A 14,309-nucleotide genomic window follows, 5' to 3' on the forward strand; every position below is an offset into this window, starting at 1 on the left:
GGGAGGGGCGCTGGGGAAGTCATGGCGACCGCACCTGCTCGCCGCGGCGCAGCAGGATGACGCCGATGATGATCAAGCCCTTGAGCACCTGCTGCCAGAAGCTCTGCACGTCGTAGAGGTTCAGCAGGTTGTCGATCAGCGCGAGCAGGACGACGCCGCCGAGGGTGGCCCAGATGCTGCCGCGCCCCCCGGCGAGGCTGGCGCCGCCGATCACGCAGGCCGCGATGGCATCGAGCTCGAAGCCGACGCCCACGCTCGGCTGGGCGATCCCGACGCGGGAGGCCAGGATGACGCCGGCCAGTGCCGCACACGCCCCGCTGATCGCGTAGGCCAGCACCAGGTGGCGGCGCACGTCGATGCCGGCCAGGCGCACCGCCTCCCGGTTGCCCCCGATGGCGAACAGGGCGCGACCGGCCGGGGTGCGGGCGAGCAGCACCCAGATCAGCGCGAAGACGGCGACCATGACCAGGGCGGCCAGCGGGAGCGGCCCCACGGACGCGGAGCCGAGGACGAGGAACGCCGGTGACTCGGGGGTGATCGGCGTCTCGGAGTACACGTAGGTCAGCCCCCGCACCGTCGTCAGCGCGGCCAGCGTGACGACGAAGGGCGCCAGGCCGAAGCGGGCGACGAGCGTGCCGTTGACCAGCCCGACCGCCACCCCGGCGCAGAGCGCGAGCAGCAGGGCCAGCGGCAGCGGGAGCCCGGACACCAGCCCGGCGAACAGCAGACCGCACAGGCCGACGACCGACCCGACCGACAGGTCGATGCCGCCGGTGAGGATGACGACGAGCAGACCGGCGCTGAGCAACCCGGTGGTGACCATCTGCCGGACGAGGTTGGTGAGGTTCGCCTGGCTGAGGAACACCTCGCTCGTCGACGCGGCGAGCACCACGCCCACCACGAACACGGCGACGAAGGTCCCGTTCACGACGACGGAGCGGTTCGTGGCGAGGACCTGCCACGGCGACCGCCGGCGGGCGGACGGGTCCGCGCTGTCGACCTCGACGCGGACTGCGGTGCTCTCGCTCATGCCGCCACCCCCACGGCCAGCGCGAGGAGCTCGTCCTCGTCGGTGTCGTCGGGCCGGCGCTCGCCCACCACGCGGCCCTCGTGCATGACGAGCACGCGGTCGCTGGCGCCCAGCACCTCGGTGAGGTCCGAGGAGATCAACAGGACCCCCAGCCCGGACCGCGTCTGCTCGTCGATCAGCCGGTAGATCTCCACCCGTGCGGCCATGTCCACCCCGCGGGTCGGCTCGTCGAGGATGAGCACCCGCGGCTGGGTGAGCAGCCACTTGGCGAGGACGACCTTCTGCTGGTTCCCGCCGCTGAGCTGCACCACGGGCATCGTCGGGCGGGCCGGGCGGACGTCCAGCCGGCGGACCGCGTCGTCGACCACGGCCCGCTGGCGGCGGCGGTCGAGCAGCCCGCGGCGGCGCACGGCCCGCATGGTCGCCAGCGTGGTGTTGTCCTGCACCGTCATCGGCAGCACCAGACCGGTGCGCTTGCGGTCCTCCGTCACCAGCGCGACGCCTGCGGCGATGGCCTGGCGCGGGGAGCGCAGCACCACCGGTGAGCCGCCGACCTCCACGGTGCCCGACGTCGCGGGCTCGGCACCGAAGATGCAGTGCGCGACCTCGCTGCGCCCGCTGCCGACCAGGCCGAAGACGCCCACGACCTCGCCCTCCCCCACGGTGAGCGTGACGTCCTCGAAGGCGCCCGTGCGGGTGAGGCCACGCACGCGGAGCACCGGGGCCCCCGCCGCGCGGTCACGATCCGGGTAGACCTGGTCGAGGCGTCGGCCGGCCATCGCGCGGACGATCTCGTCCTCGCTCGTCTCGGCGGTCGGCACGGTCGAGACCAGCCGCCCGTCCTTGATGACGCTCACCCGGTCGGCCAGCTGCATCACCTCGCCCAGCCGGTGGGAGACGTAGAGCACCAGCACGCCGCGGCGCCGGAGGTCGTCGACGACCTCGAACAACCGGTCCAGGTGTTCCCCCGCGAGCACGGCGGACGGTTCGTCGAGGATGAGGACCCTCGGCTCCGAGGTGAGCGCCTTGGCGATCTCGACGAGCTGCTGCTGGGCGACGGAGAGCTCGCTGAGGGCCCGCCGGGGGTCCACGTCGCCGAAGCCGACACGCGTGAGCAGCTCGCGGGCCCGGGCGTGCGCCGCCCGCCAGTCGACCACGCCGGACCGGCGGGTGGGCAACTCGCCCAGCAGCAGGTTCTCGGTGATGCTGACCTGCGGGACGAGACTCAGCTCCTGGTGCACCGTCCGGATCCCGGCGGAGTGGGCGTCGTGCGGGCTGCGCAGCACCACGGGGTGGCCGTCGATGCTGATCCGACCCCGGTCCAGCGGCGTGGCGCCGGACAGGATGTTGATCAGCGTGGACTTGCCCGCGCCGTTGGCGCCGGAGATGGCCAGCACCTCGCCGGCGTGCCCGTCCAGGGTGATCCCGTGCAGCACCTCGACGCCCGCGTAGGACTTGTGCACGTCCTCGACGACGAGCCTCACGAGAGGGCGTCCATCACGATGATGTTCTTCTGCTCGGTCATGTCCAGCAGCGTGTCGTGCAGGCCCTCGCGCGCCCCGCCGGTCATCTTCCCGCCGCCGAAGGGCAGGTTCTCCGCCCGCAGTGCCGTCGAGCCGTTGATGACGACGCTGCCGACCTCGAGCCGGGACGCCAGCGAGAAGGCCCGCTGCACGTCCCGCGTGAAGACGGCAGCCTGCAACCCGTAGGGGGAGTCGTTGGTCAGCTCGACGGCGGACTCCGGGTCCTCGACCCGCAGCAGCGGCACGACCGGGCCGAAGACCTCCTCGGCGACGCTCTCCTCGTCGGGGGTGACGTCGACCAGCACGGTGGGGTGGAAGAAGGCACCGTCCCGGTCGCCGCCGACCAGGCGGCGGGCACCTCGATTCAGCGCCTGGCTCACCGCCAGCTCGACCGTGACGGCGGCGTCCCGGGTGATCAGCGGACCGACGTCGGTGCCCTCGTCCAACTGGTCCGCGACGACGAGCCCGGTCGCCCGGGCGCGCAGGGCGTCGGCGAAGTCGTCGTGCACGCGGCGGTCGACGTACACGCGCTTCACCGCGCAGCAGATCTGCCCGTTGCCGCGTGCCAGCCGACCGAGGACGACGGCCTCGGCGGCCTTCTCGAGGTCGGCGTCGGCGCAGACGATCATCGCGTCGTTGCCGCCCAGCTCCAGGTGCAGCTTCTTGAGCGTGTCGGCGGCCAGGGCCGCCAGTGCCCGCCCGGCGTCGGTGCTCCCGGTGAGGCTCACCAGCTGGATGCCCGGGCTGCTGGCCAGGAAGCGCGCCGCGTCGGCGCCACCGGTGACCACCTGGTGCGCTCCGGGCGGGGCGCCCGCCTCCTCGACGATGCGGGCGATCTCCAGCAGAGCGAGCGGGCACTTCTCCGGTGGCTTGACCAGCACCGCGTTGCCGCCGGCGAGGGCGGCGGCGGCCTTGTGCGCGTACAGCTCGACGGGGTAGTTGAAGGGCACCACCGCGGCCACCACGCCCACGGGCCCGCGGACGGTGACGGCCAGGTGGCGCTCCAATCCCGGCACGGCGCCGAGCGGGATCTGGCGGCCGAAGACGCGGGTGGCCTCGGCGGCGAAGCCGCGGAAGATCCGCACCGCCGCCTTCACCTCCTCGCGGGTCTGCCGGATCGGCTTGCCGTTCTCCGCGGCCAGCAGCGTGCTGAGTTCCTCGCCGCGCTCCTCGACGGCCTGCGCGATGCGCAGCAGCAACCCGGCCCGCTCGTGCGGCGCCATGGCCGCCATGGCGCGGCGACCGTGCTGCGCGCCGTCGACGGCCGCCTGTCGCTGCTCGGGGGTGGCGACCGGCATCTCGCCCAGGACGGCGCCGTTCGCGGGGTTCGTGATCTCCAGGGGGCTGACGTCGTCGATCGCAGCGCCCTCGCTGAGCATCGTCATGGCTCTACTCCTCGTCGGTGACCGCGGCAGCGGTGCTCACAGCGGCGGCGGGACGCAGACGTGCGCCCACCGGTCGATCGGCCAGGTGGTGGACCGGGGTGGGCGCGAGCCCCCCGGTGAGCGGGATGCCGGCCACGATCGAGCGGACCTGCGCGGCGATGGCGCAGTACTTCTCGTGACTCATCCGTGACGCGGGCGCCGAGATGCTGACTGCGGCGACCGGTTCGCCGTCAGCGTCGAGGATCGGCACCCCGAGGCACCGCACGCCCAGCTCGTTCTCCTCGTCGTCGATGGCGAACCCCTGCGCTCGCACACGCTGCAGCTCCTCCAGCAGGGCGTCGCCGACCAGCGTCCGTTCGGTGCGGAGGGGCAGCGGCTCGGTCAGGAGCTCGGCCCGACGCTGGGGGGAGAGGTGGGCCAGCACGGTCTTGCCCATGGCGCTGCAGTGCATGGCGACGCGGGCACCCACCCGCGAGACCAGGCGGACGGACTGCGGGCTCTCGACCTTGGCGATGTAGACGATGTCGGACCCCGACGGGACGCCCAGGTGCACCGTCTCGTTCGTCAGCTCGACCAACTGGCGCAGAGCCGGTTCAGCCGCTGCGCGCACGTCGTGGTCGGCGAGATAGGAGCTGGCGAGGGTCACCAGGCCCAGTCCCAGGCGCAGGCGGCCCATCGGTGCGCGCTCCAGGACCCCGATCTGGAGCAGCGTCGCGGCGTAACGGTGGGTGGTGCTCTTGGCGGTCGGCACCGTCGCCGCGAGGTCAGCCAAGGAGATGCCCGCCGGGCCGGCGGCTGCGACGTGCTCCAGCAGCTCGAAGGCCCGCTCGACGCTCTGCGATACCCCGGTGTTGTGCATTCGAGTTTCTCGAACTTCTTTCGAGTATTTCGACTGATGTGGACTGTGGCACAGCTCATAACGGGCCGTCAAGATCCATCCGTCGCGATTGCCCGCGTGCAGCCGAGGAAGCGCCGCAGGCGGTGCGGGAGGTCGCGGGCCGGGCGGGACACCGCAGGAGCGGCGGAGAGCGAGGACGGCGACCCGTTGGCCCGGCCGGTGGTGCCGCGGGCGGCGGTCCCCCTCACAGGTCGGTCGGGTGCGCGTGGGCGCGTGCGGCCGACCCCACGGCCGACCAGGCGTCGGAGGATGACCCGCCGGTCGGCGAACCCTTGTGGAGGCCGCGCCGGCCCAGAGTCGGACGACTGTGTGTCGGTCCTCGACCACCGCCACAGCTGCGGTCGTCGACGTCCGCTGTCCGTCGACGACCGCAGCTACGACCAGCCGATCACCGCGCCGCGCTCCTCCGGGGGGTCGGCGCCGTGCGCGGCCGCCGCGGTGTCGGGTTCGTGGCCGCGCATCGAGGCCAGTTCCAGGACGGCCTCGCCGCCGCGGTCCTCCGCCAGCCAGTGGGCCGCCAGCATGGGACGGTCGTGCGGGTGCAGGTGTCCGCGCTCGTACAGGGCGGCCGCCAGCAGGGGCTCCACTGGTTCGACGGCCTGCGGGAACCCCGCGTCCCGCGGTGTCGTGGGCAGGTCCGGGACGTCACCTGCGGTCGGGGACGGGTCGGGGTGGTGGCCCAGCGCGTCGGCCGCCACAGCCAGACGGGCCGACAACCGGGGGAACACCCGGCTGGACCACTCGTCGTCCTGTTCGTCGAAGGGATCCCGGCACGGTCGGCTGGCCGGGGCGGCCGGGACCAGGGCGTCGCCGGCATCGGTGCCGCGGCCCCTCAGGATCTCCTCGACCAGGTGGCCGAGCTCCTCAGCCGCGGAGAAGGCTCCGCCCCCGTCGTCCCAGGGCACGTCGGCCAGGAGATCGGGACGGGTGAGCAGGCGTTCGAACGTCTCCCGGCCCTGGAGGACCAGCCAGAGCCGGAAGTCGTCGAACGCGTCGTCGCTCATCCCGCCCGCAGCCAGGTAGCCGGCCGCCCACAGCCGCCAGTCGTCCGCCCGGGCGGTCTGCTCGGAGACCCGCTGCTGGAAGGCCAGCAAGCGGGCGTCGGTGAGGTCGTCGAGCAGGACGCGTAGGGCGTCGACCTGCTCCTCGACAGCCGACGGGGGGTCAGTGGTGTCGAGGCCGGCGCGCGCGGCATCGATCAGCGCCCAGAACTCCTCGACGTGCACGCCCGCAGGCTACGGACGGGACCCGGTGTCCGAGCGGATCCGTGACCACGGGGACCGGCCTACCCGTCGCGACGGACGGGGTCCACCTGAGCGACCCGGGGCGCAGGCGGGGCATCAGGCGCGGCGACCCAGCAGCCAGCCGACAGCGACGCCGACCAGAGTGAGCAGACTGCCGCCGACGGCGCCCAGCGCCAGGGTGCGCAGGTCGCCGGGCGTTCCCGCGGGGACGCCGGCGCGTCCGGTGAACACCCGCGGTTCGGGCGCCCCGGCGTCCGTCCGGGCCGCCGCGGCCGCCGACGGGGCCGACGCGATCGGCACGACGGTGCCGGTCAGCTCGGCGTCCACCGCGGTGAAGAACTGCGCGGCCGTCCGCTTGGCCACGCCGCTGATCATCCGCTGCCCCACCCCGGCCACCGGGCCGCCCACCACCGCGTCGGCCGACCAGGTCAGCACGGTCGAGGAGTCCTCGGCCGGCGCCAGCTCGATGCGCACCGTGGCCCGCACCTGCCCCGGGGCCCCGGCGCCGGACGCGTGCATCACGTAGGACGTCGGCGGCTGCTGGTCGGTCAGGTGCACCTCCCCGGCGTAGGTCCCGCGGATCGCGCCCACGCCGGCCGACACGTCCAGCCGGTAGGAGTCCTCACCCACCGCCTCGAGCGTCTGGCACCCCGGGATGGTGCGCGCCAGCACCTCCGGGTCGGTGAGCACCGCCCACACCCGCTCGGGGTCGGCGTGCAGCACCGCGGAGCCGTCCAGCTTCACGCCGGGGCCCCCGCCCGGCGCAGCGACGCCGCCGTCCGCTCCGCGGTCTCCGAGCGCACCAGGTCGTACAGCTCGGTGGGGGAGATCGGCATCGAGGTGATCCGCCGGCCCACCGCGTCCTCGATGGCCGACGCCAGCGCCGCCGACCCCGGGATGACCCCGGCCTCGCCGGCGCCCTTGATGCCCAGCGGGTTGAGCGGCGAGGGCGTCTGCTGGTGGTCGATCACAACGTCGGGCACCTCGGAGGCGTAGGGCATCAGGAAGTCCATGAACGAGGCGTTCTGCAGCTGCCCGTCGGCGTCGTAGGCCATCCGCTCGTACAGCGCCCCGCCCACGCCCTGCGCCACGCCGCCGTGCACCTGCCCCTCGACGATCATCGGGTTCACCACGTTGCCGCAGTCGTGCACCACCGCGTAGGTGACGACGTCGATCTCCCACGTCTGCGGGTCGACCTCCACGACCGCCGCGTGCGCGCCGGAGGCGAACGTCGAGCGCAGCGGGGAGAAGTAGTCGCGGTGCTCCAGGCCCGGCGCGTCCCCGGGGGCCACCGGCGGCCTCGAGTCGTCGTGCGTGGCGAACTGGGTGGCCTGCTTCGCCGCCTCGTCGAAGGCGTAGCGCAGCGGGTTGGACAGCACCGCAACCGTGCGCAGCGGGATCGACGCCCCCGGCGTGCCGCGCACCTGCACCACGCCCTCGTCGATCTCCAGGTCGTCCGGCTCGGCCTCCAGCACCTCCGCGGCGATCCGCAGTGCCTTGGCCCGCACCCCGCGGGCGGCCAGCGCCACCGCGTTGCCGCTCATCACCGCCGCGCGGGAGGCGAAGGTGCCCACCGCGTAGCCGAAGCGGCGGGTGTCGCCGGTGGTCACCTCGACGTCCTCGATCGGCACCCCGAGCTCGGAGGCCACGATCTGGGCGAACACCGTCTCGTGCCCCTGGCCTTGGCTGGTCAGGCCGGTCGACACCAGCACCTTGCCGCTGCCCAGCACCTGCACGTGGCCGCCCTCGTACGGGCCGGGCCCGGTGCCCTCGACGTACAGCGCCATCCCGGCGCCGAGCAGCTTCCCGCGTGCCGCGGCGTCGGCCCGCAGCTCCTCGACCGTGGACCAGCCGACCAGCGCCTCGAGCTTCCCGAGGAGCCCTGGGTAGTCGCCGGAGTCGTAGACCACCGGCCGGCCGTCCTGGAACGTGAGGTGGTGGTCGTAGGGGAACTGGTCCGGGGTGATCAGGTTGCGCCGGCGGACCTCGGCGCGGTCCAGGCCGAGGACGTCGGCGATGCGGTCCATCGTCCGCTCCATCGCGAAGCAGCCCTGCGGCCGACCGGCCCCGCGGTAGGGGGTGACGATGACCGTGTTCGTGTAGACGCTCTCCACCCGCACCCGGTACGTCGGGACCACGTACGGGCCGACCAGCTGGGTGGCGGTCACGATCGGCACGATGATCCCGTAGGGCGTGTACGCGCCGTTGTCGTGCCAGATGTGCACGTCCAGCGCGGTGAGCCGGCCGTCGTCGTCGAACCCGACGCGGACCTCCTGCCGCTGCTGGCGCTCGTGGGCGCTGGAGATGAAGTGCTCGCGGCGGTCCTCGGCCCACTTCACCTCGCGGCCGAGCGCGATCGCGGCCATCGGCACCAGCAGCTCCTCCGGCCACGGGTGCACGATCTTCACGCCGAAGCCGCCGCCGACGTCCGGGGCGACCACCTCCACCTGGTCCAGCGGGAGCTGCAGCTTCGCCGCGATCGCCGCCCGCACCGAGGTGGAGGCCTGGGTGCTGGTGTGCACCCGCAGCGAGGAGTCGTCGGCGTCCCAGCGGGCGTGCACGCCCTTGCCCTCCAGCGGCATGCACGCGCTGCGCTCGACGTACTGGGTGAACGACAGCGTCCGGCCTGAGCGGCGCAGTGCCCCCTCGACGTCCCCGGTCTCCTGGTGGTGGACGGCGGCGACGTTGTCCGGGATCTCCTCGTGCACGCAGGCCCGCGCCGCGCGGGCGGCGTCCACCCCGACGACCGCGGGCAGCTCCTCGTAGGTGACTACGATCCGCTCGGCGGCGTCCTCGGCGACGTACCGGTCGGTGGCGACCACCATGACCACCGGCTCACCGACGTGGTTGACCTCGCCGTTGGCCAGCGGGTAGCCGGTCCGCGGCGCGTGCAGCTGCGGGTGCGGTATGAGCACCGGCAGCGGCTCGGCCAGCGGGCCGGTGAGGTCCTCGTAGGTGTAGACCGCGACCAGGCCCTCGACGTCGAGGGCGGCGTCCACGTCGACGTCGAGCACGCGGGCGTGCGCGTGCGGGCTGCGCACGAACGCGGCGGCGAGCGCGCCCGCGCCGATGTCGTCGAGGTAGCGGCCGCGGCCGGTGACCAGCCGCGCGTCCTCCCGCCGGCGGACCGGCTCACCGAACAGCTTGGTCGTCACGGCCGTTCCCCCTCCCGCATCGTCGCCGCCGCGTGCCGCACGGCCTTCTTGATGTTCGCGTAGCCGGTGCACCGGCAGAGGTTGCCGCCCACGAGGTCCTCGACGTCCTCGTCGGTGATCTCCGCCGACCGGTCGCGGGCCTCCAACCCGGCGGCGATGGTGACCAGGAAGCCAGGGGTGCAGAAGCCGCACTGCAGCGCGTGGCACTCGCGGAACGCCTCCTGCACCGGGTGCAGCACCTGCCCGCCCCGCCCGTCGTCGCGGGCCAGCCCCTCCACCGTGGTGACCGCGGCGCCGTGGACCTGCACGGCGAGCACCAGGCAGGAGCGCACCGGGTCGCCGTCGACCAGCACGGTGCACGAGCCGCACACCCCGTGCGCGCAGCCGACGTGCGTGCCGGTCAGGCCGAGGTCGTCGCGCAGCGCGTCGGCCAGCACCCGGCGCACCGGCACGGTGGCCTCCCGCGGGACGCCGTTCACGGTCAGCCGGACGGTGCGCTCGGCGTCGGGAGCAGTGCTCACGCGGCGGCCCTGGCGGCGGCCTCGGCACCGGCGGTGGCCAGCGTCCGCTCGGTCAGCACGCCGACCAGCAGCCGGCGGTAGTCCGCGCTGGCGTGCAGGTCGCCGTCCGGGTCGACCAGCGTGCGGGCCAGCGCGCCGGCGGCCGCCCAGTCGGCGTCCTCCACCGGCGACCCGGCCACCGCCTCGGTGAGGTCGTGCACCTCGGGGACCAGGCCCACGGAGACGTAGGCGGCGCGGACGGCGGCGACGCGGCGGTCGGCGTCCAGGGTGACGACGACACCCCCGCCGCACACCGCGTAGTCGCCCCGGCGGCGGGACACCTCGGCGAAGGCGGTGCCCGACCGCGGCGGCAGCGCGGGGAACCAGGCGGAGGTGACCACGGCGGCGGCCGACAGCGAGGTCTCCAGCGGGCCGACGAACAGGTCCCGCCAGCCGACGGTGCGCTCCCCGGACGGCTCGGCCACGGTGACCGAGCCGCCGGTCAGCGCGAGCACCGCGGTCATCTCCCCGGAGGGGTCGGCGTGCGCGATGGAGCCGACCGTGGTGCCCCGGTTGCGGATCGCCGGGTGGGCGACGTTGGCCGTCGCCCGGGTCAGCAGGGGCTGCACCTCTGCGGCCCCGGCGTGGGCCAGCAGCCCCGCGTGCCGGACCAGCGCCCCGACCCGCACGCCGTCCGCGGTTGCCTCGACGGCGTCCAGGCCGGGCACCCGGTTCAGGTCGACCAGCACCGCGGGCGCGGCGAGCCGCATCGACAGCAGCGGCAGCAGCGACTGGCCGCCGGCGAGCACCTTGGCACCCTCCTCGGCGGCGAGCACCTCGAGCGCCTCGGCGACCGAGCCGGGGTCGGCGTACCGGAAGGGGGCGGGCTTCACCGCTCCAGGGTGCCCTCTCCCGGCGTCCGCGTGCCGGGGACACCCGGGCGGCCCCCCTCGTCGACCGACGACGGGTCGGCCCCGTGGGCGTGGCCGAAGGTGGTGCCCGCCGCGGGGTGCGTGCCCTCGCGCTGCAGCGCGGCCCTCATGTCCGCCGGGGCCAGCGCCCGGGCCAGGTGCCAGGCCAGGACGGCGACGATGGAGCCCAGCGCGATGCCGTTGAGCACGTACTCGTCGCTGAAGACCAGGGTGACGTTGCCGATCCCGATGATGATCCCGGCGGCCAGCGGCACCAGGTTGATCGGGTTGGCGAAGTCGACCCGGTTCTCCTTCCAGATCTTGGCGCCGAGCAGGCCGATCATCCCGTAGAGGACGACGGTGATCCCGCCAAGCACCCCGCCGGGGACGATGTTGATCAGCGCGCCGAACTTCGGGATGAGCCCGAGCAGGATCGCCACGACCGCCGCCACGTAGTAGGCCGCGGTCGAGTAGACGCGGGTGGCGGCCATGACGCCGATGTTCTCGGCGTAGGTGGTCGTGGGGGAGCCACCGACCGAGGTGGCGACGACGGTGGCCACGCCGTCGGCCATGACGGCCCGGCCCATCATCGGGTCCAGGTCGCGCCGGGTCATCTCCGCGACCGCCTTGACGTGGCCGACGTTCTCCGCGACCAGGGCGATGACGGCGGGGACGACCAGCAGGCTGTAGTTCAGCGAGAAGGAGGGGGCGGTGAGGTCGGGCAGGCCGAACCAGTCCGCGGCGGCCACGGAGTCGAAGCTGATCCGGTCGCGGGTGGACACCTCGCCCGTCGGCCCCGGTGAGGTGATCGGCCCGGCGGTCACGTCGAGCAGGACCGACAGCAGGTAGCCGAAGACCAGCCCGAGCAGGATCGAGATGCGGGCGAGGAAGCCGCGCAGCGCCAGCGAGGCGACGATGACGAAGGTCATCGTGGCCAGGGCCACCCACTGGTCCTGCGGCCAGTACGTGCTGGCGGCCACCGGGGCCAGGTTGAAGCCGATGAGCATGACCACCGCGCCGGTGACCGCTGGGGGCAACACCCGGTTGATGACGCCCAGGCCGGCGACGTGGATGAGCACGCCGACCAGCGCCAGCACCACGCCGGCGACCAGCAGGGCCCCGACCACGTCGCCGGAGTCGCCGCCGTTGGCCCGGATCGCCGCCACGCCACCGACGAACGCCGCGCTGGTGCCCAGGTAGCTGGGCACCCGGTTCTTCACGACGAGCAGGAAGATGATCGTCGCGACGCCGCTCATCATGATCGCGAGGTTGGCGTCCAGCCCCATGATGATCGGGAAGACGAAGGTGGCGCCGAACATGGCGACCACGTGCTGCGCGCCGATGCCGGCGGTCCGCGGCCAGGACAGCCGCTCGTCGGGGGCCACCGCCTCGCCCAGCGGCGGGGTCTTGCCGTCCCCGTAGAGCTTCCAGCCGAACGCCATGCCCGCCTCCTCGACCTGCCCCGGGGACGTGCCCGGCCCCAGGCGGGCCAATGTGACACGCCCGACCGGGGGGCGGAAGTACCTCAGTGCTAAATCGTCGTTGCGTCGGCGTGTGTTGAGGCCGGACGCCGGGGTGGGTCAGGAACGGCCTCGGGCCCGCCGAGGATGGAGTCACTCCACCGCAGCAGCGCCGGGGCCGGCACCACGGCTCTCCCGCTGACCCCCGAGACGAGGCGCCGTGCCCCTCCCCCGCCGTCCGCGGAGTGCCTCCCTGCGCACCCGGCTCACCGTGCTGGTCGTCGTCCTGGTCCTGGTGCCCGTCGCGGTCCTCGGCGTGGTCGCCCACCGCAAGGCCAGCGGGGACTGGCGGGCGGCGGCCGGCGACCTGCTGCAGAGCGAGGCGGTGTCCACGATCGACAAGATCGACCGGAACCTGTTCGAGCGGTACGGCGACGTGCAGGCCTTCGCCTTCAACCCGGCCGCGCGGGGCGACGCCGCCACCGTGCAGGCGGCGGCGGACTTCTACAGCAAGGCCTACGGCATCTACGACGTGCTGCTCGTCGCGGACCTCGACGGCACGGTGGTGGCGACCAACACGCTGACCGGCGACGGCGGGCAGGTGCGCACCGAGGGGCTGGTCGGGACCAGCGTCGCCGGCGCCGACTGGTTCACCGGGGCGCTCGCGCTGCAGCGGGGGGCGACGTACTACGGCGACGCCGCGGTGGAGCCGCTGGTGACCGCGGCGACCGGGCGGGACGTGCTGTCCCTGGCCTTTGCCGCCCCGGTGTTCGACGAGACGGGCCGGCCGGTGCGGGTGTGGGTCAACCTCACGTCCTGGGACCGGGTGGTCGGCCAGGTCCTCGACGAGCAGGTCGGCAAGCTGCAGGAGCGCGGCCTGGCCACCGTGGCCGGCCAGGTGCTGCGCGGCGACGGCGTGGTGCTCGAGGGGCCCGGCGCCGACGGCGCCGACGGCGCGGACCTCGCCGCCGCCGGCCTCCCCGCCGCCGTCGCGCTGGCCCGGGGTGAGTCCGGGTCGGGCCAGGCCCCCTATCCCGATGCCGGCGGCACCGACCAGGTGCACGGCTACGCCGCGTCCACCGGCGCGCTGGGCTTCGCCGGCTACGGCTGGGGGGTCCTGATGCGCCAGGACGCCGGCGAGGCGGCGGCGCCGGCCGCCTCGCTGCTGTCGGCCATCCTCGCCGTCGCCGGGCTGGCCGCGGTGGCCGTCGGCCTGGCCACCGTGCGGATCGCCGGGGCGATCGCCCGGCCGCTGCGCCGGGCGGCCGCCGTCCTGGAGCGGGTCTCGCAGGGCGACCTCACCGGACGGCTGCCGGTCACCTCCGGCGACGAGGTGGGTCAGCTGTCCGCGGCGCTGAACGTCAGCCTCGACGACCTGACCCGGGTGCTCGCCGCCACGCGGGACACCGCCGCCGGCCTGTCCGCCTCCTCCGCCGGGCTGCTGGCGCTGGCCGACCGGGTCGCCGCCGACGCGGCCACCGGCTCGGCCGCCACCCGGCAGGTGTCGGCGGTGGCCGGTCAGGTGGCCGGCTGCGTGCAGACGGTGGCCGCCGGCGGGGAGCAGATGGGCGCCTCGGTCCGGGAGATCAGCCAGAACGCCGCCCAGGCCGCCCGGGTGGCCGGGCAGGCCGTGGACGTCGCCGGCTCGACCAACGCGACCGTCGCGAAGCTGGGGGAGTCCTCGGTGCAGATCGCCAGCGTGGTCCGGACCATCACCGCGATCGCCGAGCAGACCAACCTGCTGGCGCTCAACGCCACCATCGAGGCCGCCCGCGCCGGTGAGGCGGGCAAGGGCTTCGCCGTCGTCGCCAACGAGGTCAAGGAGCTGGCCCAGGAGACGGCCCGGGCCACCACGGAGATCTCCGGGCGGATCACCGCCATCCAGGCCGACTCCACCCAGGCGGTGGAGGCCATCGGGCAGATCTCGTCGATCATCGGGCAGATCGACGACTTCCAGACCACCATCGCCTCGGCGGTGGAGGAGCAGACGGCGACCACCGCGGAGATGAACCGCTCCGTGGTGGAGGCGGCCGGCAGCTCCTCGGGCATGACCGTCACCATCGACGGCATCACCACCGCGGTGGAGTCCACCAGCGGGTCGGCCCAGCGACTGCGCGCCGCCGCCGACGACCTCACCGGCACCGCCGACCAGCTCGGCGCCCTGGTGGCCCGCTTCCAGCTGGCCCGGTGAGCGCCCGGCACC

At 74.1% G+C, this 14,309-nt stretch carries 11 protein-coding genes; 1 reads left to right on the forward strand and 10 read right to left on the reverse strand.

Annotated elements, in window-relative coordinates; translation table 11 throughout:
* Positions 1-19: 19 nt before the first annotated feature.
* The 10 genes from RTG05_RS00765 to RTG05_RS00810 all read right to left on the reverse strand — a co-directional run bounded on the left by RTG05_RS00765 (position 20) and on the right by RTG05_RS00810 (position 12,088).
* Entirely contained in the window at positions 20-1,030 is a 1,011-nt protein-coding gene (locus RTG05_RS00765; RefSeq protein ID WP_166527042.1) for an ABC transporter permease, read from the reverse strand.
* Positions 1,027-2,514, reverse strand: coding sequence for a sugar ABC transporter ATP-binding protein (locus RTG05_RS00770; RefSeq protein WP_166527043.1), 1,488 nt, complete (start codon positions 2,512-2,514; stop codon positions 1,027-1,029). The genes RTG05_RS00765 and RTG05_RS00770 overlap by 4 nt, the downstream gene beginning before the upstream one ends.
* Positions 2,511-3,938, reverse strand: a complete 1,428-nt coding sequence (locus RTG05_RS00775) for an aldehyde dehydrogenase family protein (protein WP_208104726.1) — start codon at positions 3,936-3,938, stop codon at positions 2,511-2,513. The genes RTG05_RS00770 and RTG05_RS00775 overlap by 4 nt, the downstream gene beginning before the upstream one ends.
* Before the next feature lie 4 nt (positions 3,939-3,942).
* A complete protein-coding gene (locus tag RTG05_RS00780; RefSeq protein ID WP_315912187.1) occupies positions 3,943-4,869 on the reverse strand; it encodes an IclR family transcriptional regulator in 927 nt (308 codons plus the stop codon).
* A 341-nt stretch (positions 4,870-5,210) separates the two neighbouring features.
* On the reverse strand, positions 5,211-6,062 hold the full coding sequence (locus RTG05_RS00785; RefSeq protein WP_208104727.1) for a DUF4240 domain-containing protein: 852 nt from the start codon (positions 6,060-6,062) through the stop codon (positions 5,211-5,213).
* A 114-nt stretch (positions 6,063-6,176) separates the two neighbouring features.
* A complete protein-coding gene (locus tag RTG05_RS00790; protein ID WP_166527045.1) occupies positions 6,177-6,824 on the reverse strand; it encodes an SRPBCC family protein in 648 nt (215 codons plus the stop codon).
* Positions 6,821-9,235 (reverse strand): aerobic carbon-monoxide dehydrogenase large subunit, encoded by a 2,415-nt coding sequence (gene cutA / locus RTG05_RS00795; RefSeq protein ID WP_166527046.1) that lies wholly within the window; start codon positions 9,233-9,235, stop codon positions 6,821-6,823. Before cutA ends, RTG05_RS00790 begins: the two co-directional genes overlap by 4 nt.
* Positions 9,232-9,756: a (2Fe-2S)-binding protein gene (locus RTG05_RS00800; protein WP_166527047.1), complete on the reverse strand. Its 525-nt coding sequence runs from the start codon at positions 9,754-9,756 to the stop codon at positions 9,232-9,234. Before RTG05_RS00800 ends, cutA begins: the two co-directional genes overlap by 4 nt.
* Complete coding sequence (locus tag RTG05_RS00805) at positions 9,753-10,628, reverse strand: FAD binding domain-containing protein (protein WP_166527048.1); 876 nt, start codon at positions 10,626-10,628, stop codon at positions 9,753-9,755. Before RTG05_RS00805 ends, RTG05_RS00800 begins: the two co-directional genes overlap by 4 nt.
* Positions 10,625-12,088: a uracil-xanthine permease family protein gene (locus RTG05_RS00810; protein WP_166527049.1), complete on the reverse strand. Its 1,464-nt coding sequence runs from the start codon at positions 12,086-12,088 to the stop codon at positions 10,625-10,627. The genes RTG05_RS00805 and RTG05_RS00810 overlap by 4 nt, the downstream gene beginning before the upstream one ends.
* Before the next feature lie 238 nt (positions 12,089-12,326).
* Here RTG05_RS00810 and RTG05_RS00815 point away from each other — a divergent pair, with 238 nt between their 5' ends.
* Complete coding sequence (locus RTG05_RS00815) at positions 12,327-14,297, forward strand: methyl-accepting chemotaxis protein (RefSeq protein WP_315912190.1); 1,971 nt, start codon at positions 12,327-12,329, stop codon at positions 14,295-14,297.
* Positions 14,298-14,309: the final 12 nt, after the last annotated feature.

It is taken from the genome of Geodermatophilus sp. DSM 44513 (assembly GCF_032460525.1).
GTDB lineage: Bacteria > Actinomycetota > Actinomycetes > Mycobacteriales > Geodermatophilaceae > Geodermatophilus.